This window comes from Lentzea sp. NPDC037011, assembly GCF_055607425.1.
The window spans coordinates 650,002-670,840 of record NZ_JBVJRT010000002.1; the positions used below are offsets into that span (position 1 = coordinate 650,002).

Annotated in this window: 19 protein-coding genes and 1 riboswitch; of the genes, 13 read left to right on the top strand and 6 right to left on the bottom strand. The window is 71.5% G+C overall.

Annotated elements, in window-relative coordinates; translation table 11 throughout:
- The first annotated feature begins 65 nt into the window (after positions 1-65).
- From ACZ7CH_RS07885 to ACZ7CH_RS07895, 3 genes are all read left to right on the top strand, one after another.
- Positions 66-662 (top strand): hypothetical protein, encoded by a 597-nt coding sequence (locus ACZ7CH_RS07885; RefSeq protein ID WP_470373400.1) that lies wholly within the window; start codon positions 66-68, stop codon positions 660-662.
- A 285-nt stretch (positions 663-947) separates the two neighbouring features.
- Positions 948-1,838 carry a hypothetical protein gene (locus ACZ7CH_RS07890; protein WP_470373401.1) on the top strand — a complete coding sequence of 297 codons (891 nt, stop codon included), beginning with the start codon at positions 948-950 and terminating at the stop codon, positions 1,836-1,838.
- Positions 1,835-2,365, top strand: a complete 531-nt coding sequence (locus tag ACZ7CH_RS07895) for a histidine phosphatase family protein (protein WP_360387618.1) — start codon at positions 1,835-1,837, stop codon at positions 2,363-2,365. The genes ACZ7CH_RS07890 and ACZ7CH_RS07895 overlap by 4 nt, the downstream gene beginning before the upstream one ends.
- On the opposite strand, the gene ACZ7CH_RS07900 is transcribed toward ACZ7CH_RS07895, so the two are convergent.
- Positions 2,352-3,506 (bottom strand): metallophosphoesterase, encoded by a 1,155-nt coding sequence (locus ACZ7CH_RS07900; protein WP_470373402.1) that lies wholly within the window; start codon positions 3,504-3,506, stop codon positions 2,352-2,354. The two genes, ACZ7CH_RS07895 and ACZ7CH_RS07900, sit on opposite strands and share 14 nt — an antisense overlap.
- Before the next feature lie 208 nt (positions 3,507-3,714).
- Between ACZ7CH_RS07900 and ACZ7CH_RS07905 the strand changes: the two genes are divergently transcribed.
- Complete coding sequence (locus tag ACZ7CH_RS07905; protein WP_470373403.1) at positions 3,715-4,104, top strand: hypothetical protein; 390 nt, start codon at positions 3,715-3,717, stop codon at positions 4,102-4,104.
- 136 nt (positions 4,105-4,240) lie between these two features.
- Here ACZ7CH_RS07905 and ACZ7CH_RS07910 read toward each other — a convergent pair whose 3' ends face one another.
- Positions 4,241-4,507 (bottom strand): hypothetical protein, encoded by a 267-nt coding sequence (locus ACZ7CH_RS07910; RefSeq protein ID WP_470373404.1) that lies wholly within the window; start codon positions 4,505-4,507, stop codon positions 4,241-4,243.
- A gap of 66 nt (positions 4,508-4,573) precedes the next feature.
- Here ACZ7CH_RS07910 and ACZ7CH_RS07915 point away from each other — a divergent pair, with 66 nt between their 5' ends.
- From ACZ7CH_RS07915 to ACZ7CH_RS07945, 7 genes are all read left to right on the top strand, one after another.
- Positions 4,574-5,539, top strand: a complete 966-nt coding sequence (locus tag ACZ7CH_RS07915; RefSeq protein WP_470373405.1) for a HAMP domain-containing sensor histidine kinase — start codon at positions 4,574-4,576, stop codon at positions 5,537-5,539.
- Positions 5,536-6,183, top strand: coding sequence for a response regulator transcription factor (locus tag ACZ7CH_RS07920; RefSeq protein ID WP_360387631.1), 648 nt, complete (start codon positions 5,536-5,538; stop codon positions 6,181-6,183). The genes ACZ7CH_RS07915 and ACZ7CH_RS07920 overlap by 4 nt, the downstream gene beginning before the upstream one ends.
- 33 nt (positions 6,184-6,216) lie before the next feature.
- A complete protein-coding gene (locus tag ACZ7CH_RS07925; protein WP_360387633.1) occupies positions 6,217-6,690 on the top strand; it encodes a cation:proton antiporter regulatory subunit in 474 nt (157 codons plus the stop codon).
- Between the two features lie 5 nt (positions 6,691-6,695).
- The gene (locus ACZ7CH_RS07930) at positions 6,696-7,877 is read left to right on the top strand and encodes a cation:proton antiporter (RefSeq protein WP_360387635.1); all 1,182 of its coding nucleotides are present in this window, start codon (positions 6,696-6,698) and stop codon (positions 7,875-7,877) included.
- Positions 7,874-8,167 carry a hypothetical protein gene (locus tag ACZ7CH_RS07935; protein WP_360387638.1) on the top strand — a complete coding sequence of 98 codons (294 nt, stop codon included), beginning with the start codon at positions 7,874-7,876 and terminating at the stop codon, positions 8,165-8,167. Before ACZ7CH_RS07930 ends, ACZ7CH_RS07935 begins: the two co-directional genes overlap by 4 nt.
- A 30-nt stretch (positions 8,168-8,197) precedes the next feature.
- Positions 8,198-8,362, top strand: coding sequence for a hypothetical protein (locus tag ACZ7CH_RS07940; protein WP_360387640.1), 165 nt, complete (start codon positions 8,198-8,200; stop codon positions 8,360-8,362).
- Between the two features lie 81 nt (positions 8,363-8,443).
- Positions 8,444-11,443: a DPP IV N-terminal domain-containing protein gene (locus tag ACZ7CH_RS07945; RefSeq protein WP_470373406.1), complete on the top strand. Its 3,000-nt coding sequence runs from the start codon at positions 8,444-8,446 to the stop codon at positions 11,441-11,443.
- Here ACZ7CH_RS07945 and ACZ7CH_RS07950 read toward each other — a convergent pair.
- Positions 11,437-11,877, bottom strand: coding sequence for an NUDIX hydrolase (locus ACZ7CH_RS07950; protein WP_458433195.1), 441 nt, complete (start codon positions 11,875-11,877; stop codon positions 11,437-11,439). The two genes, ACZ7CH_RS07945 and ACZ7CH_RS07950, sit on opposite strands and share 7 nt — an antisense overlap.
- A gap of 64 nt (positions 11,878-11,941) precedes the next feature.
- Between ACZ7CH_RS07950 and ACZ7CH_RS07955 the strand changes: the two genes are divergently transcribed.
- Positions 11,942-12,871 carry a phosphotransferase gene (locus ACZ7CH_RS07955; RefSeq protein WP_470373407.1) on the top strand — a complete coding sequence of 310 codons (930 nt, stop codon included), beginning with the start codon at positions 11,942-11,944 and terminating at the stop codon, positions 12,869-12,871.
- A 134-nt stretch (positions 12,872-13,005) separates the two neighbouring features.
- Here the strand turns inward: ACZ7CH_RS07955 and ACZ7CH_RS07960 are convergent, their stop codons facing one another.
- The 3 genes from ACZ7CH_RS07960 to metH all read right to left on the bottom strand — a co-directional run bounded on the left by ACZ7CH_RS07960 (position 13,006) and on the right by metH (position 19,701).
- Complete coding sequence (locus ACZ7CH_RS07960) at positions 13,006-14,931, bottom strand: putative bifunctional diguanylate cyclase/phosphodiesterase (protein WP_470373408.1); 1,926 nt, start codon at positions 14,929-14,931, stop codon at positions 13,006-13,008.
- Positions 14,928-15,986, bottom strand: coding sequence for a sugar ABC transporter substrate-binding protein (locus tag ACZ7CH_RS07965; protein ID WP_470368499.1), 1,059 nt, complete (start codon positions 15,984-15,986; stop codon positions 14,928-14,930). Before ACZ7CH_RS07965 ends, ACZ7CH_RS07960 begins: the two co-directional genes overlap by 4 nt.
- Positions 15,987-16,119: 133 nt before the next feature.
- Entirely contained in the window at positions 16,120-19,701 is a 3,582-nt protein-coding gene (gene metH / locus ACZ7CH_RS07970) for a methionine synthase (RefSeq protein ID WP_470368498.1), read from the bottom strand.
- A 13-nt stretch (positions 19,702-19,714) separates the two neighbouring features.
- Positions 19,715-19,796: riboswitch (S-adenosyl-L-homocysteine riboswitch) on the bottom strand.
- A 62-nt stretch (positions 19,797-19,858) separates the two neighbouring features.
- On the opposite strand from metH, the gene ACZ7CH_RS07975 reads away from it, so the two are divergent.
- Positions 19,859-20,692, top strand: a complete 834-nt coding sequence (locus ACZ7CH_RS07975) for a patatin-like phospholipase family protein (RefSeq protein ID WP_470368497.1) — start codon at positions 19,859-19,861, stop codon at positions 20,690-20,692.
- Positions 20,693-20,839 lie beyond the last annotated feature (147 nt).

A 20,839-nucleotide genomic window follows, 5' to 3' on the forward strand; every position in this document is an offset into this window, starting at 1 on the left:
TAGCGAGCCGGCGGTCACACATTTTGTACAACCGATCACGCTGCGCAGCTCTACCGTTCGGCGCTGTGAAGACCATGATCGTTCCGTACGTCACCGCCTGGAGCGCTGAGCCGGACCTCCCGTGCCGGGTGGTGGAACGACCCGGTTGCGGCATCGGGTACCAGGACGAGCTGATCGGCGACCGCGATGTCCGCGGCGTGCTGTGGGGTCGCACCGCACTCCGCCGGGAGGTGGGCCGGCCCGAGTTCGGCAAGGTGCACCCGCTGCGGCAACGGCGGGCGATGCGGATGCTGCTGTGCCAGGTGTGCGGCGAGCCCGCGGACCGGAACGCCGACGGCGTCCTGTGGCTGCTGCGGGACTTCCGCGACGACTGGCCCGGTTGGCCGGACGGCGCCGCGTGCGTCGACCCGCCCGTCTGCGTGCCCTGCGTCTCGACCTCGCTCTCGCTGTGCCCGGCGTTGCGGCGCGGCGCGGTGGCTGTTCGAGCGCGTGCCTTTCCCGTTGCCGGTGTCCGGGGCGCTTTGCACCGGGCAGGCCCATCTGGTCCTGTGGCGGTGAAAGCGGTGAACCTGTCCTACGACGACCACGAGATCCGGTGGGTGGTCGCTTCGGCGTTGATCCGCGAGCTCCGCGACTGCTCGCCGGTGCCGCTCGACACCTGACCTGCCGCGGAACGCGGCGGGATCGGCGCGATCCTCAGGTGTGTCCAGACCGTGACCGGACTCCCGTCCCACCACCGTTTCCCGGCGATTCGCCGACCCGATGACTGCACGTGGGACGGCTCGCGGCCCAAGATCCCGGCACAGCGGCCGGGAACGCTCCCGGCACACCGTGTCGACCGAACCGGCGAGCGGCTGCTACTGCGTGCGGTGGATTGAACGCGAATGACCCGTTCGTGAAACAACCACGCGTTCGGGTGGTGTTGTGCGGCTGGCACACTGCGCTGCGTGCCGACCGACTACCCCGACGACCCGACCGACGTGATGCTCGATCCCGCGTTGATCGCCGCTGTTCGCGCAAGGGGACAGGGACGTCGGGCCCTCGCGGAGGAGACCGCGCCCGCGCCGGAGGAGAAGCCGCCGCCGGTGAAGCGGCGGCTCGTCGTGATCGCCGTCGCCGCCGCCGGGCTGGTCGTGGCCGGCATCGCGGTCGTGGGGTTGAGCGAGCCCGGTGCGCCGACCGAGGCGATGCCCACGCACAGCTACCTGCCCGGCGCGATCACGCCCGCGGAGGACCTGCCGGTGGAGTCCTCGGCGAGCACGGACCCGATGTTCGCTTCCTCGGCGCTCGGGCTGGTGCCGACCACGACCACGCCGCCGCCCGCTCCGCCGCCGCCTCCCGTCGAGCGCGCGCCCAGCGGTGCCAAGACGGTGACGTCGGGGCCGGGGTGCGGGGGCTACCGCAGCGTCGGGTCCTACCGGGACGGGCGGCGGGGCTGGGTCGAACACGGCGACGGCAGGTGCGGGTCGGCGTTCGTGTCGGTACCGATGTCGGGTGACGCGCGGCGGGACGACTCGTCGTCTTACGCGATGTGGACGTTCGCCGCCGCCGGCACGTGCGAGGTGTCGGTGCACGTGCCCGAGGGGGACCTGACCGCCGTCGGCGGTAACCCGACCGTGTACTTCGTGTATGACCGCAACGGGGTCGGGGGCGCGCCGGTCGCGTCGTTCGCGATCAAGCAGGTCGACCGGCGCGGGCAGTGGGTCACCGCCGGCAGGTTCCGGAGCAGCGGAACCCTGACGGTGCAGCTCCTCAACCGAGGTCAGGACTGGAACCGCCGCGGACCGACATACGCCCATCACGCCGCAAGTGCCGTCAAGGCACACTGCACGTCGTGACGAGAGATCTCCACCTGGTCCGGCACGGCGAGGCGACGAAGGACGAGACGCGGCTCACCGCGCACGGGCGCAGGCAGTCCGAGCTGCTCGCGGAACGGTTGCGGGGCACCGGGTTCGCCGCCGTGCACCACGGTCCGCTGCCGCGGGCAGCCGAAACCGCGTCGATCATCGCCGAGGTGCTGGGGGTGCCCTGCCGGGCCGAGGCGGCCGCCGACGACTTCGTGCCGCACTTCGTCCCCGACCACGACGAGTTCTTCGACCGGTTCCCCGAGTCCGAGCGCACCCGCGGGCCCGCGCTCGCGCACGAGGCCGAGACCCGCTTCGCTCGGCCGGGTGACGGCCCGGTGCTGGTGGTGACGCACGCGTTCCTGATCAGCTGGCTCGTCCGCGACGCGCTCGACGCCGCACCCGAGCAGTGGCTGACGCTGGACAACGACAACGCCGCTCTCACCGTCATCCGCTACACGGCCGGCCGGTCACCGCGGCTGGTCAGGTTCAACGACACCGGGCACCTCATGCGGCCCTGAGCGTCAGCAGGGTGATCTCGCTCGGTGCGAACACCCGCATCGGCGGGCCCCAGAAACCGGCACCGCGGCTGGTGTAGAGCTGCGTGCGGTCGCTGTGCCGGCTCAGGCCCGCCACCACCGGCTGCTGCAACCGCACCAGGTGGTGGAAGGGCCAGATCTGCCCGCCGTGGGTGTGACCGGACAGCTGCAGGTCCACGCCGGCCTCGACGGCCTTGCGGATCTCGGAGGGCTGGTGGGCGAGCAGCACCACCGGGTCGCCGGCCTCGGTGCCGCGCAACGCGAGCGCGAGGTCGGCGGCGTGGCCGGGCTCGCCGGAGTGGTCGGCGGTGATGTCGTCGATGCCCGCGAACACCAGGCGGGCACCGCCGCGTTCGAGCACCACGTGCTCGTTGTGCAGCGCCTTCCAGCCCAGCCGGGTCATGAGGTCGATCCAGCCCTGGGCGTTGGAGTAGTACTCGTGGTTGCCGGTGATGTAGAACCGGTGCGCCGCCGTGACGTCACCCAGCGGCGTCGCCTGCTCCAGGCGCTGCTCGGCGGTGCCGTCGGCGATGTCACCGACGTGCACGGCCACGTCGGCGTTCAGCTCGTTGACCGCGTCGACCATGCCCCGCGACCACTTCGCGCGGTCGATCGCGCCGTAGTGGGTGTCGGTGACGACGGCGACGGTCAGCCCGTCGAACGCCGGGTCGAGGCGGGGGATCGTCACGTCCTGGCGCTTGACCCGCGGCACCCGCATGGCCTCGTGCACGCCGTACGCCGTCATGGCGACGATGAGCACCGCCAGCAGCACGGCGATGAACCGCGCGCGGAACGGGTTCTCCACACCGGCCAGCGCCAGCACCAGCCGCACCACGTCGGTGAGCAGCGTCCAGACGAACGCGATCCACACGAACCCCAGCAGGAAGTGCGAGATCCGCGCGGCGCGGTCGGAGTTCCTGCGGGTGAACAGCACGATCATGCTGATCGCCGCCGCGGCGAACACGACGGCCGCGATCGGCCGCACCGGCCCCGGCCACTGCGCCGACGCCGCGAACAGGCCCTCGAACGGCACCCAGAACAGCAGCGTCGTGACGCTGAGGAGGACGAGCGTGAACACCACCCGCCGTACCGTGATGCGGGGGCGGGCCACGGTGGTCGTCATCGCTGATCCTCCAGGGGTTGGGCTGACAACTCATGTCAACGCCCGGAGGTGTCATTTGTACGCCGCGTGACGAGAGGTTTCGCGCTGAGCAGAACTGCCCGATGAGCCACGTCGCAGTTTCGCCGCCGGGAGCAACCACCGGCGCGGTGGCGAGTCTTCGTACCAGTACCGCCGAAATCGCCTGATCACAAGACATGGAGTGGACGCCATGATCTTCTTCACCGACGAGGAGAGCCGCACGCTGCGCACCGCCGTGTACGGCGCGATGCTGCTGGTCTCCCACGCCGACCCCGGCCCCGTCCTGGAGGAGCGGTTCGCCGGCCTGCGCGCCCTGTCGCACCTGTCGCCCGACCTGCGCCTCGTCATGGGCGCCGCCCGCCCGTCCGTGCCCGCCGGCACCGACGAGGAAGTCGAGCCGGTCGTCCTCGAGGCGCTGCGCAGCTCGATGAAGATCCTCACCACGCGCTCGCCGGAGGACGCGAGGTCGTTCCCCGCCGCGGTGCTGACGATCGCGCGCGAGGTGGCCGAGTCCGACGGCGTGGTCGTCGACGCCGAGGACGCGATGCTCGCGCGCATCGAAGGCGCGCTGGCCCTCTGAGCAAGCCCACGTCCGGATAGACCCGGACCAGCAAGACCAGGAAAACCGGTGAGACCGGGAAGACCAGGCCGCCGCCGTCAGCTTCTGCCTGACAGCGGCGGCCTCCGCCGGCGTGGTCCTCGTGTCGGCGCGCCCGCTAGGGCAGTGCCACGCACCCGGCCAGCAGCAGGCCGGCCGCGATCAGCAGCGTGTGCGGCAGCACCAGCCCCGTCGCCACCGACGAGAACGCCACGGCCAGCAGCGTCCACCTCGGGGCCCGTTTCAGTGCGGGTCTGCGCGGTCGTCGTGTGGTCTCCATCTCCGCCTCCCGTCGCCGTGCGGTCGAGACGTCTCCACCTTCTCCCGCGCTGCCGGGGAAAACGATCCGGGCGGGCACGCAGATCCGGCCAGCGCTGACCCCCATGCAGGCCGAACATGGGTGTTGCCACGGATGGACACGTGGTGGGTGCGCCCGTCAGCCTCGCAAGGCGTGGCGGGAAGTGATCGCGGAAAGGCGGCGCGCGTGTCGTTGTTCGGGCGGATCTTCCTGCTCAACGCCCTGGTCCTGATCATCGCCACGGCCGTGCTGGCGTTCAGCCCGGTGACGGTGTCGACGCGGGCGGTGTCCGGGGAGATGGTCGTGCTCGGGGCCGGGCTCGTGGCCATGCTGGTCGCCAACGCGGTGCTGATCAGGGTCGGGCTGGCGCCGCTGGACCGGCTCACCAAGGCCATGACCACGATCGACCTGCTCAAACCGGGGCCGCGACTGACCGTCAAGGGGCACGGGGAGATCGCGGAGCTGATCACGACGTTCAACGCGATGATCGACCGGCTGGAGGCCGAACGCGGGTTCAGCTCGGCGCGGGCGCTCAGCGCGCAGGAGGCGGAACGCAGGAGGGTGGCGCAGGAACTGCACGACGAGGTGGGGCAGTCGTTGACCGTGGTGCTGCTGGAGCTGAAGCGGGTGGCCGACCAGGCGCCCGCGCACATGCGCGAGGAGCTGCGGCAGGTGCAGGAGACCACCCGCAGCACGCTCGACGAGATCCGGCGCATCGCACGGCGGCTGCGGCCGGGGGTGCTGGAGGAGCTGGGGCTGGTCAGCGCGCTCAAGGCGTTGACCGCGGAGATCACCACCGGGCTCACGGTCACCAAGCGGTTCGCGAAGGACCTGCCCGAGCTCGACGCCGAGACCGAGCTGGTGGTCTACCGGGTGGCGCAGGAGGGGCTGACCAACACCGTCCGGCACGCCGGCGCGACCTCGGTCGAGCTCGCGCTGCAGAACCACCCCGCCGGGGTCGAGCTGCGCATCCGCGACGACGGGCGGGGCATCGGCGACGCCGAGGAGGGCGCCGGCATCCGCGGCATGCGGGAGCGGGCGCTGCTCGTGCACGCCGAGGTCGAGATCACCGCCCTGGCCAGGGGCACCGAGGTGCGTCTGGTGGTGCCGGCCAGGTGAAGACGCGCATCCTGCTGGCCGACGACCACGCGCTGGTGCGCCGCGGCGTCCGGCTGATCCTGGACAACGAACCCGACCTGACCGTCGTGGCCGAGGCCGGCGACGGCGCGGAGGCCGTCACGAAGGCCCGTGCCGAGAAGCCCGACCTCGCGATCCTCGACATCGCCATGCCGCGGCTCACCGGGTTGCAGGCCGCGCGTGAGCTGTCGCGGCTGCTGCCGGACCTGCGGATCTTGATCCTCACCATGTACGACAACGAGCAGTACTTCTTCGAGGCGCTCAAGTCCGGTGCCTCCGGGTACGTGCTCAAGTCGGTGGCCGACCGCGACCTCGTGGAGGCGTGCCGGGCGGCGATGCGCGGCGAGCCGTTCCTCTACCCCGGCGCGGTGAACTCGTTGATCCGCAACTACCTCGACCGCGCCAAGGACGGCGGCGGCATCCCGTCGCGGGCGATCACCGACCGCGAGGAGGAGATCCTCAAGCTGGTCGCGGAGGGCCACTCGTCGAAGGAGATCGGCGACCTGCTCTTCATCAGCGTCAAGACGGTCGAGCGCCACCGCGCCAACCTGCTGCAGAAGCTCGGTCTCAAGGACCGCCTCGAACTCACCCGGTACGCGATCCGCGCCGGGCTGATCGAACCCTAGAAAACCCAAGAACCCAAGTCAGGAAGCACGCCAGTGAACGTCGAAGTGACGCCCCTGCCCGGCATCGGGGTCAGGCAGGACTTCAGCATCCGCTCCGGCCGCCGGATCGGCGTGATCTCCTACCGCGACGGCAAGTTCGAGCTCATATTGTCCAAACAGGACGACCCGGACGCGACGGCCGCCTCGATCCCGCTCGCGCCGGAGGAGGCGGGCACGCTCGCCGGGCTGCTCGGCGCGCCGCAGCTGGTGACGCAGCTGAGCAAGCAGCACCGCGACATCACCGGCATCACCACGCGCCAGCTGCTGGTCACGGCGTTCGCGCACCGCACGCTCGGCGACACCGCGCTGCGCACCCGCACCGGCGCGTCGGTCGTCGCCGTCGTGCGGGAGGGCACCGCGCACCCCTCGCCGGGCCCGGAGTTCCTGTTCTCCAACGGCGACCTCGCTGTCGTCGTGGGCACCGCGGACGGCCTCGACACCGCCGCCGAGATCCTGACGGGCGGCTGAGCGCAGTGCACGACACCACGATCGCGCTGATCGAACTGGGTGCGGTCTTCTTCGGGCTGGGCCTGCTCGGGCGACTGGCCTGGAGATTCGGCATCTCGCCCATCCCGCTCTACCTGATCGGCGGCCTCGCGTTCGGCGCGGGCGGCATCGTCCCGCTGCACGGCATCGAGGAGTTCGCGCACCTCGCCAGTGAGATCGGCGTGGTGCTGCTGTTGTTGTTCCTGGGGCTGGAGTACTCGGCCTCCGAGCTCACGACCGGGCTGAAGAAGTCCTGGACCGCCGGACTGCTCGACATCGTCCTCAACGCGACCCCCGGCGCCGTCGTCGCGCTGCTGCTGGGCTGGGGACCGGTCGGCGCGCTCGCGATGGCCGGCGTCACCTACATCTCCTCGTCCGGCATCGTCGCGAAGGTCCTCGGCGACCTCGGCCGGCTCGGCAACCGCGAGACACCGGTGGTCCTGTCGGTGCTGGTCTTCGAAGACCTGGCCATGGCGGTCTACCTGCCGGTGCTCACGGCGCTGCTGGCCGGTGTCAGCTTCCTGGGCGGCCTCACCTCCGTCGGCATCTCGTTGCTCGCCATCACCGTCGTGCTCGTCGTGGCGCTGAAGTACGGGCGCTACATCTCCGCCGTCGTCGACAGCCCCGACCACGAGGTGTTCCTGCTCAAGCTGCTCGGCTCCGCGCTGCTCGTCGCCGGTGTCGCCTCGCAGCTGCAGGTGTCGGCCGCGGTCGGCGCGTTCCTGCTCGGCATCGCGATCTCCGGCTCCACCGCGGAGAACGCCACCCGCCTGCTGGAGCCGTTGCGCGACCTCTTCGCCGCCATGTTCTTCGTGGTGTTCGGCCTCAACACCGACCCGCGCTCCATCCCGCCGGTGCTCGGCGTCGCCGTGGCGCTGGCCGTGGTGACGACGCTGACCAAGCTCGCGACCGGCTGGTGGGCGGCGCGCAGGCAGGGCGTCGGGCCGATGGGCCGGGCCCGCGCGGGTGCCGCACTGGTGGCCCGCGGTGAGTTCTCCATCGTCATCGCCGGTCTCGCGGTGGCCTCCGGCATGGTCAGCGCGCAGCTCGCGGCGCTGTCCACGGCGTACGTGCTGCTGATGGCGGTCATCGGCCCGATCGCGGCCCGCTACGTCGAGCCGGTCGCGGAGTTCTTCGCGCGCAGGCGGGCGGGGGCCACCGCACCGTGAACCGCGCCGCGCCGGCGCTGCTGCTCGCCCTGCTGCTGGCGCTGCTGCCCGCCCAGCGGGAGCACCAGGACCTGGGGGACCGGCACCTGCCCAGCAGGGTGTCGGTCTCGCACGGTGCCACCGCCACGCCCGCCGCACCGGACACCGGGTGGGCGTGGCGGCCCGCCGCCGTCAGCGGGACGGGTGAACCGCCGACGCAGCGCGACGACGTCGACTGCGGCACCACGACCTCCACGACACCGGCCACACCTTCGTGCCGGGCACCGCCACGCGCGTCCGCGTGCCTGTGACCCGAACTCCCGTTGCGAAGGAAGAGGACCGTGTCGTACCTGGTGCTGGCGTTGTTGTTGATCACTGTCGGGGTGGGGGTCGCCGCGCTGGCGGCGATGATCACCAAGAAGGAGCCGTTCTACGGGGTGGTCGGTCTCGTCACGATCTGCTGCCCCAGCGCGATCCTCGCGTTGGTGTACACGGCGGTGGCCTGACCGCCGATCGGTGGATGGTGCCGGCCCGGTGCGGTGGCAGTGTGGTTCTTCCAGGGCGTCAACGCTGGGGGAGTGCCACGCATGGACCTGTCTCGTCGTGAGCTGCTGACCCGCACCGGCCAGGCCGCCGCCCTGGCCACGGCCACTCCCGCGCTCACCACCACCGGTGCGGCGCAGGCCGGACCGGGCACCGTCGTCACGCTCACCCAGGGCACCAACATCTCCGTCACCCGGTCACGGGACGGCAGGTGGCTCGCGATCGACCTCGTCACCGCCATCTGGGTGCTGCCCGCGACCGGTGGCACCGCCCGCAGGCTGACCGACGAGCTGCAGGACGCGTCGCTGCCGTCGTTCGGTCCGGGCGGCCGGATCGCGTTCCAGTCCTACCGGGACGGCAACTACCACCTCTACGTCACCGACCTCGCCGGGAGCACGCCCCGGCAGCTCACCAGCGGCCGGTACGACCACCGCGAGCCCGCGTTCTCGCCCGACGGCACGAAGATCGCGTTCACCAGCGACAGGGGCGGCAGCTACGGCGTGCACGTGCTGGACGTCGCCTCCGGTGCCGTCACCCAGCTCACCGGCCTGCCGGACGAGGCCGCCGCACCGCAGTGGTCACCCGACGGCCGCCGGCTGGTCTTCACCGTCGGCAACGCGGCCGTGGACGCCGTGGCGCTCGACGGCACCCGCGAACGCCTGGTCACCGCACCGGCGGGCGCGCAGCTGTTCGGCGCGAGCTGCGGGCCGGGCGGTCAGCCGAGCTACACGCTGATGCGACCGGGCCAGGCCGACCTGATGCTCGGTGACCGGGCCGTCGTCACCGGGCAGGACGTCTTCGGGTTCGCGCCGCTGTGGGACGGCGGCAGCGTGCTCTACACCGCCGACGGCAAGATCCGGCTGTTCGACGGCAGGTCCACGAAGGACATCCCCTTCAGCGCAACGGTTCCCGTGCGCACCCCGCGGCAGCACCGCGCGCGCACCCCCACCGGCGGCCAGGTCAGGGGCATCGCGAGCCCGGTCGTGTCGCGCGACGGCACGAAGATCGCCTTCCGGGCGCTGAACGCGCTGCACCTGCTGGCCGGCGGCCGCACCACGAAGCTGACCGACGGCGCGTACTTCGACTCCGACCCGGACTTCTCGCCCGACGGCACCCGGCTGCTGTACGCGAGCGACCGCACCGGCATCGCCCAGCTGCGCGTGCGGGACCTGCGGACCGGCGCCGACGAGGCCCACGCGCCCGCGCCGCACGCGCAGACCACGCCCCGGTTCTCCCCGGACGGCACCAAGGTCGCCTACGTCGACCAGGACGGCCAGGTGTGGGTGGTCGACGCGGCCGGTCGCCGCCAGGTCACCCCGACGCTGTTCCAGCCCGGCCGTCCCACCTGGTCCGCCGACGGCACGGTGGTCGCGCTGGCCGCGGTGAAGCCGTTCTCCCGGCGGTTCCGCGAGGGCACCAGCCAGGTCCTCACCGTCGACCTCGTCAGCGGCGAGCTGCGGTACACCGAGCCGATGCCGTTCCGGTCGATCGCGACCCGCGGCGACGACGGCCCGGTGTGGTCGCCCGACGGCCGGCACCTCGCGTTCGTCGTCGAGAGCCTCGCCTTCGTCGTGGCCGTCGACGGCAAGGGCCGGTTCCTCGGCACGCCGCGGCAGGTCACCCGCGAGGTCACCGACTCGCTGGCGTGGCACGGTGACGACGCGTTGGTGTACCTCAACAACGGCCGCCTGCGGAAGTCCACACTGGACGGCAAGGCCAGCACCGTCCGGGTCGGCCTCACCTGGCGCAGGCAGCGTTCACCCGAGCGCGAAGTCGTGCACGTCAAGGCTTACTGGGACGGCGAGGCGCACGAGCTGCGCGAGAACGTCGACCTCGTGGTCGACCACGGCCGGATCGCGGACGTCCGCCCGCACCGCGGTCGTGCCGACGTGGACGCGAGCACGCTGACCGCCATCCCCGGCCTCATCGACGCCCACAACCACTGGCACCTGCGCGGACGGGCGTGGGGAGCGCGCCAGGGCAACGTGTGGCTCGCCTACGGCATCACCACCGTCCGCTCACCCGGTGACCCGGTCTACCAGATGGTCGAGACCCGCGAGGCGCTCGCCGCAGGAACCCTGACCGGGCCCCGGTTCTACGCGACCGGCGAGGCCGTCGACGGTTCCCGCGTCTACTACAACTTCATGCGCCCGACCCTGTCGCGCGCCCAGCTCGACCTCGAACTGCGCCGCGCCCACGAGCTCGACTACGACATGCTCAAGACCTACGTCCGGCTGCCCGTCGAGCTGCAACGCGCTGCCGTGCAGCGGTCCCGCGTCCCGTTGTCGTCGCACTACCTCTACCCGGCCGCGAACATCGGCATGAACGGCATGGAGCACGTCGGCGCCACCAACCGCCTGGGCTACTCGCACACGATCTCCCGGCAGGGCCGCGCCTACCAGGACGTGGTCGCGCTGTTCACCCGCACCGGCATGTCCATGACCCCGACCCTGTTCCACAACCGCGCCCTGTTCGCCGAGGACAGGTCGCTGGTGCTGGACGAACGCACCCGCGTGCTGTTCCCGCCGTGGGAGTACGAGCGCTACCTCGCCGAGGCGAACACCGGTGGTGCCTCCTCGTCGTTGCACATCTTGCGCGGCTGGGTCGAGTTCGCGCTGGCCGTGCACCGCGGCGGTGGCCTCGTGATCTGCGGCACCGACGCGCCACTCGACGCGCCCGCCACCGCCACGCACATGAACCTGCGCGCCATGGTCAAGTTCGGCTTCACACCGCGGGAGGCGCTGATCACCGCCACCCGCAACCCGGCGACGTGGCTGGGCCTGCCGATCGGGTCGCTGCGGCCCGGTGCCCCGGCCGACATCGCGTTCGTCTCCGGCAACCCGCTCGCGGACATCAGGGCGGCGGCCGACGTGCGCCAGGTGATGGTGGGCGGGCGCCTGCACACCGTCGCCGACTTGCTCAAGCCCTACCGGGCGCAGCAGCGGACGGCGACGGACGACGCGCTGCCGCCGTTGCCGTCAGCGCGGAACAGGCACTGGTGGCACGAACCGGAGTGGGCCGACCACGCCTGCTGCGGTCACTGATCCCAGCCGAGCACGCTGAACGGCGTGCCGGCGAGGTGACCGCGGATTCCGGCGGCGGAGTAGGCGATCAGCTCCTCCGGCAGCGCGTCCAGCTCGAACCAGCGCAGCGCCGAGCACTTGCCGGGCTCGCGGTTGACCGGCTCCCCGGCCCACCGCGTGGTCGTGAAGAACAGACCTAGCCGCGGTTCCACACCGGCCGCGGTGACGTGCGCGGTGTGCACGTGCCGCAGGTCGGCCGGGTCGATCTCGACACCGACCTCCTCGCGGGCCTCCCTGACCGCGGCGGCCGGCACCGACTCGCCGCGGTCGAGCTTGCCCGACGGCAGGTGCCACACCCCGTCGAAGCGCGGGTCGGTGTCCCTGCGCAGCGAGAGCAGGACCTGCCCGGCGCGCAGCAGCAGGACGTGGACGTCGATCAGGTGGCGGTCGGGCACCGGGTCCTCCCAGGGACGCGAAAATGATCTGCGGCCGCGCGGGCTGTCGTGACACGATCGTGCCATGACAGCCTTCGCGACCCCCGACGACATCGCCCGGCGCACCACCGCGGCCAGGGACGCGGCCGTGGCGGCGGGGCGCGACCTCGGCCTCACCGTGACCGAGCCCGCGGTGCTCTACGAGCTGTTCTCGGTGGTCGTCCACCTGGCACCGAGCCCGGTCGTGGCCCGCGTGCCGGTCGTCCTGCCGCACACCGAGGACCTCGACTCCACCAGCGCCCGCCAGCGGCGCGAGCTGGACGTGGCGCGGTGGCTCGCGGACCAGGGCGTCCCGGTGATCCCGCCGAGCCCCGACGTGCCGGCCGAACCCGTGCAGCGCGACGGGTTCTCCATCACGTTCTGGCCGTTCGTCCCGGAGGACAAGAGCGGCGAACCGGATTACGTCGCGAACTCGGAAAAGGCGGCCGAACTGCACGCGGCGCTGAAAGGATATCCGGGCGAGCTCCCATTCCTGGGAACAACGGACCCCGCATTCATCACCGATGCGCTCCGCCTCCTGGAAAAGCACCCGGACCTGCTCGACGCGGCCGATCTCGACCGCGCCCGGCGTGAATGGGCGGAGCTCGAACCGGTGGTGCGTTCCCAGGCCGAGTTCGAGAAGCGCTTTCCCGGCGTAGAACTGCAGCCGGTCCACGGCGACTGCCCGCCCGCGAACATCTTCGCGAGCACGACCGGCCCGTTGTTCTCCGACTTCGAGCTCGTCACGTACGGGCCGGTCGAGTGGGACCTCGCCTCCCTCGGCCCCGACCTCGAAGCCGCCTACAACCGCGGCGCCCGCACCCACGGCCTCCGCGAGCTGGACGCCGACGTGCTGGCGTTCGTCAACGCCGTCGCCGCTCTGCGCGCCGTCGCCTACCTCGTGGTCGCGCCGCAGCTGCCGCAGATCGTCGACTTCATGAAGCCGTTGATCGACACCTGGCGCTCCCGCGCCTGACCGGCATCTGCAAGTACCGCCAACCACCCCGCGAACCGCACTTTTCCACTGCCAACCCGTTCGTCGAACACCGAACAGGTTGGTAGTGGAAAAGTGCTGGATGATCTTGAGTTGGTGATACTCGCAGATGCGGGCTAAGCGTGGGCGGCTGCGGCTCGGTCGCCCAGCCAGGCCACCACGTCCTCGGCGGGCAACGGCTCGCTGAGGAAGTAGCCCTGCACCACGTCGCAGCCGGCCTCGGCCAGCGCCGTCCAGGTGTCCTGGTCCTCCACGCCCTCCGCCACGGCCTGCAGGCCGAAGTTGCGGGCCAGGGCGACCAGGGCGTGCACGATCGCCGAGTCACCGGCGTCGGTGCACATGTGCGTGACGAACGAACGGTCGAGCTTCATCTCGTGCACCCGCATGCTGCGCAGGTAGGAGATCGACGAGTAGCCGGTGCCGAAGTCGTCGATCGACAGCCGCACGCCCAGCTCGGTCAGGCCGCGCAGCACGTCCACGGCGCGGTCCGGGTCGGAGATGATCGCAGACTCGGTGATCTCCAGCGTCAGCAGCCGTGCGGGCAGGCCGTGGCGCTTGATCAGGTCGGCCACGTCGCCGGGGAACTCGGTGTGCAGCAGGCAGGCGGCGCCCACGTTCACCGACACCGGCACCTCCCAGCCCGCGTCCGACCAGGTGCGGCACTGGCGCAGCGCCGCGTCGATCACGTACCGGGTCAGCGGCTCGATCAGGCCGTTCTCCTCGGCGACCGGGATGAACTCGTCCGGGCGCACCAGGCCGCGGGTCGGGTGCTGCCAGCGCGCCAGCGCCTCGACGCCGCACACCGCGCCCGTGTCGGCCAGCGCCTTGGGCTGGTAGTGCAGGAACAGCTCACCGCGGTCGATCGCGTGCCGCAGCTCCGTCACGGCCGTGAGCTGCGAGGCGCCACGCTCGTGCAGGCGGGCGTCGTACACGGCCACACCGGACTTGTCGCGCTTGGCCGCGTACATCGCGATGTCCGCGTGCCGCAGCAGCTCGTGGCCGTCGAGGGAGTCGTTCGGGCACAGCGCCACGCCGACGCTGCCCGCGATCTCCAGCTCCAGGCCCTCCAGGATCACCGGCATCGCCAGCGCCGTGAGGATCTTGTCCGCGACCATCCGCGCGTTGTCCGCCGAGCCGACGCCGGGCAGCAGCACCGCGAACTCGTCGCCGCCCAGGCGGGCCACGAGGTCGGTGTCGCGCACCGCCCACGACAGCCGGTTGGCCACCTGGCGCAGCAGCAGGTCACCGACGTGGTGCCCGAGCGAGTCGTTGACCTCCTTGAACCGGTCGAGGTCCACGATCAGCAACGCCAGCGGCTCGTTCTTCTTGTGCGCCTTGGCGACGACCTGCTCCATCCGGCGGGCGAGCAGCGTCCGGTTCGCGAGACCGGTCAACGCGTCGTGGTGCGCCTCGTGCTCGTTCTTCGCGGCCTGGCGCAGGATCTTGCGGCGGTGGCCGAGCAGCACCATGCCGAACAGGCCCACCAGGAACGCGTCCAGCGCGAACGCCGCGATCTGCGCGACCCGCAGCCGGGTGTTCTTCTCGTCCGCCGCGCGCAGGTAGTCGGTGGTGTCGAGCTGCTTGGCACCGATCGTCGTGGAGACCTGGCGGCGCAGCGAGGAGTGCGCGAACCCGGCCTGGTCGACCTGCGCGGGGTCGTCACCGGCGAGCACCTTGCGCAGCGTCTCCGTCGTCGTGTCGTACAGCGGCAGCAGGCGCGTGGCCACCGCGACGTCCGACGGGGTGCCGTTGGCCTGCAGCCACTCCAGCTCGCCACGGGCGGCGCCGACCGAGTTCCGCAACGGCTCGACGGTCAGCTCGGTGCGCTTGAGCTGCAGGTCGCGCAGCGCGTTGTCGGTGATGTTGATGTGTTCGAGCACCCGGCTCCAGCGCTCGCTGGTCTCGTTGAACTGGCGCACCTGCGCGGTCGTGATCTGCGCGCTGATGCTGCTCCACAACGCCAGCCCGGCCAGTGCCAGCAGCCCGGCCGTCAGCCCCACCGTCGCCACCCGTGCGGTGGCGCGGCTCTCCCAAAGCCTCACCGTGCCTGCTCCAACGGTCGCAACCAGCTCGCGGGGTCCTCGACGAAGGCGTCGAGCTGGGGCCGGAACCACTGCTCGCGCGCCTGCTCCGACTCCTGCCGGTGCAGGACCTCGTCGAGGTTCGCCGTCGTGACCGCCAGTCCCGGGGTGAACACCCACCCCTCGGGTAACTCCGCGCCGCCTCTGGCCTGCCGGGCGAGCAGCCACCCGGCGACCGCGCCCTTGAGGTAGTGCTCCGGCGAGACCGACGCCACCACGACGCCGTCCCGCACCGCCTGCAACGTCCGAGGGTCGACCCCGAACCCGCCCACCAGCCACCTCGCCGACTTCTCGGTCTTGATCGCGGCGAGGTTGAACCCGTCGCAGTCTCCGGTCCCCACGAAAGCCAGTGCGCCGGGGTTGGCCGCCGCGAGCCGTCGCCACGCGTCGAGGTTCGCCTCGTCGTCGCGCTGCGTGTCGAACGGCCCCAGCACCCGCACTCCCGGTAGTTTCTCGGCGAACCGCCCACGGATTCCGTCGGCCCGGTCGTCGAACCCGGCCAGTCCCGGAGTGGCGTTTCCCAGCACCACCGAACCGGTCGCGTCCGAGGGCAATCGGCGCATCAACTCGTCAGCCAGCTTTTCGCCGAGCTCGTAGTTGTCGTTACCGATGTGGAGCCCCACCCCGGAGCTCGACCCGAGTCGCATGTCCACACCGACGACGGAGAGGTGTTCGCGCAAGGCCGCGGTGATGGACGGCGCCATCAGCGCGGGTTCGGACGTGGCGACGGCGACACCGCCTTTCGCCGTCCGTGACAGATCCCGGAACAACTCGACTTCCCTGTGCCCGTCGTGGCCGGAGGGTCCCGTGACGGTCGCGCTCACCCCGCCGACCCGGCCGACGCCCTCGTGGAACCCGCTGGTCATCTCCTGTGCGAACGACCCGCCCGTGCGCTTGACCACGAACCCGACGTGCGGCAACGCCGACGAGCTCGCGGCGGCACCGCAGCCGGTGGTGGCGACGGTGCCGGCGGCCACCAGGCCCAGCAGGCCCGCCACCAGCCCCGCAGTACGCATCGCAGACCTCGGGCTCGCTCGACCGACGGAACGGTTGATCTCCAGAGCGGCCGATGCTACCTCGACCGATGTGAAATGGGGACAGCGCACTCCTGGACGGGAAGCGCTTTCACATTACCGGTGCGCCTTTCCGTCAGGACGGGTCATAACCCAGGTTCGGGCGCAGCCACTGCTCCACCTCGGCCACCGGCCGGCCGCGCCGCAGTGCGTAGTCCTCGACCTGGTCGCGGCCCAGCCGCCCGACGGTGAAGTACTTCGCCTCCGGGTGCTGGAAGATCATCCCGCTCACGCTGGCGGCGGGGTTCATGGCGAACGACTCGGTGAGGCTCACGCCGATCCGCCCGGCGTCGAGCAGGTCGAACAGCTCGCGCTTGACGGTGTGGTCAGGGCAGGCCGGGTAGCCCAGCGCGGGCCGGATGCCGCGGAAGCGCTCGGCGTGCAGGTCGGCGAGCTCGGGCGCCGCGTCCGGCTCGAACCAGTCGCGGCGCGCCCGCAGGTGGATCCACTCGGCGAACGCCTCGGCGAGCCGGTCGGCCAGCGCCTTGACCATGATCGCCCGGTAGTCGTCGTTCTTCGCCTCGTAGGTCGCGGCCAGCTCGTCCGCGCCGAGCACGGTCACCGCGAACCCGCCGACGTGGTCGCCCTGAGGCGCCACGTAGTCGGCCAGGCAGCGGTTCGGGCGGGAGAGCGGCTTCTGCGTCTGCTGGCGCAGCATCGGCCACGTCACGGTCTCCGCGCCGACCTCCACGACGATGTCGTCGCCCTCGGAGTGCGCCGGCCAGAAGCCGTGCACACCGCGCGGCTGGAACGAGTCGTTCGCGATGATCTCGTCGAGCAGCGCCGTGGCGTCGTCGTAGAGCTCGCGGGCGACCGGCTGCTCCAGGATCGCCGGGAACTTGCCCTTGAGCTCCCAGGCCAGGAACAGGAACGTCCAGTCGACGTACTCGCGCAGCTCCGCCACCGACGGCGTCAGCACGCGGGTGCCGGTGAACGCGGGGGCGGGCAGCTCGGAGAAGTCGACCCGCTCGGCGTTGGCGCGCGCGTCGGCGATGGCGAGCAGCGGCACCTGCCTGCGGTTCTCGTGCTGCTCGCGCAACCGGGCCTGCTCGGCGCGGTTGGCGAGGTTCAGCTCGTGCCCGCGGCGGTCGTCGCGCAGGTCGGACACCACGCCGACGACCCGTGAGGCGTCCAGCACGTGCACGACCGGCTCGTCGTAGACCGGGGCGATCTTCACGGCGGTGTGCTGCCGGGAGGTCGTGGCGCCGCCGATCAGCAGCGGCAGCTTCATGCCGCGCCGCTGCATCTCCTCGGCCACGGCGACCATCTCGTCCAGCGACGGCGTGATCAGCCCGGACAGGCCGATGACGTCGGCGTGCTCCTTGATCGCGGTGTCGAGGATCTTGGCGGCCGGCACCATCACGCCGAGGTCGATGACGTCGTAGTTGTTGCAGCCCAGCACGACTCCGACGATGTTCTTGCCGATGTCGTGCACGTCGCCCTTGACGGTGGCGAGCACGACCTTGCCATTGCCACCCGCGGACGACGACGGCTCGTTCTCCATGAACGGCTCCAGGTAGGCGACCGCGCGCTTCATCACCCGCGCGCTCTTCACCACCTGCGGCAGGAACATCTTGCCCGCGCCGAACAGGTCGCCGACGACCTTCATGCCGTCCATCAGCGGGCCCTCGATCACGTCGAGCGGCCGGGGCAGGGCCTGGCGGGCCTCCTCGGTGTCCTCCTCGACGAAGTCGACGACGCCGTGCAGGATCGCGTGCTCCAGCCGCTTGGCGACCGGGGCCTCGCGCCACGACAGGTCGACGACGCGCTTCTGACCGGGGCCCTTGACCGTCTCCGCGTGCGTGACGAGCCGGTCGGTGGCGTCCTCGCGGCGGTTGAAGATGACGTCCTCGACCAGCTCCAGCAGGTCGGCGGGGATGTCCTCGTAGACGACGAGCTGGCCCGCGTTGACGATGCCCATGTCCAGGCCCGCCTTGACGGCGTGGAACAGGAACGCGGAGTGCATCGCCTCGCGGACGACGTCGTTGCCGCGGAAGGAGAACGACAGGTTCGAGATGCCACCGCTGGTGCGCGCGCCCGGACAGCGCTCCTTGATCAGCGGCAGGGCGTCGATGAACGCCCTGGCGTAGCCGTTGTGCTCCTCGATGCCGGTCGCGACCGCGAGCACGTTCGGGTCGAAGATGATGTCCTGCGCTGGGAAGCCGGCCTCGCGGGTGAGCAGGTCGTAGGCGCGGGCGCAGATCTCGACCTTGCGCTCGGTCGTGTCGGCCTGGCCCTGCTCGTCGAACGCCATGACCACGACGCCGGCGCCGAAGTCGCGGATGACGCGGGCCTGCGCCAGGAACGGCTCCTCGCCCTCCTTGAGGCTGATCGAGTTGACCACGCCCTTGCCCTGCACGCACCGCAGACCGGCCTGCAGCACGTCCCAGCGGGAGCTGTCGATCATGACCGGGATCCGCGCGATCTCCGGCTCGGTGGCGATGAGGTTCAGGAACGTCGTCATCGCCTGCTCACCGTCGAGCAGGTCGGCGTCCATGTTCACGTCGAGGAGGTTCGCGCCGCCGCGGACCTGGTCCAGCGCCACCGCGAGGGCCGACTGGTGGTCGTCGGCCTCGATCAGCCTGCGGAACTTCGCCGAGCCGGTGACGTTCGTGCGCTCACCGATCATGACGAACCCGGTGTCGGCGCCGATCTCGAACGTCTCCAGGCCGCTGAAGCGGGTGGTGTGACGCGCCTCGGGCACCGCGCGCGGCGCCTGGTCCCGCACGGCGCCGGCGATGGCCCTGATGTGGTCGGGGGAGGTGCCGCAGCAGCCGCCGACGACGTTGACGATGCCCGCCCGCGCGAACTCGCCGAGCAGGGCCGCGGTCTGCTCAGGCGTCTCGTCGTAGCCGCCGAACGCGTTGGGCAGGCCGGCGTTGGGGTGCGAGGCCACGAACGTGCCGGCCTTCTGCGCGAGCTCGGCCACGTGCGGGCGCATCTCGGCGGCGCCCAGCGAGCAGTTCACGCCCACGACCAGCGGCTCCGCGTGCTCGACCGAGCTCCAGAACGCCTCGACGGTCTGCCCGGACAGGGTCCGGCCGCTCAGGTCGACGATCGTCACCGAGATCCACAGCGGCAGCTCGGGGGCGACCTTGCGGGCGGCGGTGATGGCGGCCTTGCAGTTGAGCGTGTCGAAGATCGTCTCGATGAGCAGCAGGTCGACGCCGCCGTCGCGCAGCGCCGCGATCTGCTCGGCGTAGGAGTCCTCGACCTGCTGGTAGCTGACGGCCCGGTAGGCGGGGTCCTCGACCTTGGGCGACAGGCTGAGCGTGACGTTGAGCGGGCCGACCGAGCCGGCCACGAACCTCCCGCCGAACTCCTCCGCCGCCTGCCGCGCGAGCCGGGCGCCGGCGAGGTTCATGTCGCGCACCCGGTCCTGCAGCCCGTAGTCGGCCTGGCCGATCGAGGTGGCGGTGAACGTGTTCGTCGTCGTGATGTCCGCGCCCGCCGCGAGGTACTGCCGGTGCACGTCGAGCACCAGGTCGGGGCGGGTGAGGTTGAGCAGGTCCGGGTCGCCGGTGACGTCCATGTGGTGGTCGCCGAACTCGGTGCCGCGGTAGTCCGCCGGCGTGAGACCCGCCTGCTGGAACATCGTGCCCCAGGCCCCGTCGAGGACTGCGATCCGCTGGTTCAGCAGGGCCCTGAGATCACTCACGCGCGCTCCCGAGTAGTCGGAAGCGCCCTTGTTGCGTGGTGACTCGACGCCGAGCGTGGCAGGCCGCGAGGCCCGTTGCAGCGCTTCTCGACATCGCCGGAAGTCTACCGTGGCCGACCACGGGTCAGGAAACCGTCCCACCAAATAAGATGGTCGGATGACTGGCGGACGCGCGTTGGTGCTCGGCGGTGGCGGTGTCACCGGGATCGCTTGGGAGACAGGACTTCTGCACGGCCTCGCCGAGCGGGGGATCGACCTGGCGGCGGCGGACCTGCTCGTGGGGACGTCGGCCGGTTCGGTCGTCGCCACCCAGCTGGCCGGAGGGGTCGCGCCGGACGAGCTGTACGCGAGCCAGCTGCTGCCGCCGGACGGGGAGCTGCCGGCGAGGCTGACCGGCTGGATGATCGCGCGGTACGCGCTTTCCCACGCGCTACCCGGTTCCGGCGCGGTCAAACGCGCCCGGCTGGGCAGGGCGGCGCTGCGCGCGTCGACGCCGTCGGAGGAGTCGCGGCGCGCGGTGTTCGAGAGCCGGCTGTCCACCAGGGAGTGGCCCGAACGCGCGTTGAAGGTGACCGCCGTGGACACCGCCGACGGCCGGTTCGTCGCCTTCGACCGGGACAGCGGGGTGCCGCTGGTGGACGCGGTGGCCTCCTCCTGCGCGGTGCCGCTGGTGTGGCCGCCGGTCACGATCGGTGGCCGCCGGTACATGGACGGCGGGATGCGGTCGGTGGCCAACGTGGACCTCGCCGCCGGGTGCGAGCGGGTGGTCGTGGTGGCGCCGCTGGCGCGGGCCATGTCGAAGGCGGCGACCCCGCAGGCGCAGGCCGAGCGGCTGGGCGTGCCGTCGATCGTGCTCAGCCCCGACGCCGCGGCGCTCGCGGCGATCGGGAAGAACCTGCTGGACCCGGCCCGGCGGCGACCCGCGGCCGAGGCGGGGTACGCCCAGGCGGAGTCGGTCGCCGAAGCCGTGCGGGCGGTCTGGGCGGGCTGAGCGTCCGGGGCCGGACGTTCGGAGTCGGCTGCTCGGCGGTCGGGCGTCTGGGGCCGGGCGTCGAAGGGCGGCGGGTCTGGGACTTGGGCACCAGAGGCCGGGCGCCCGGTGCTGAGCACTGTCCGAACGCGCAACAACCGGTCCCGA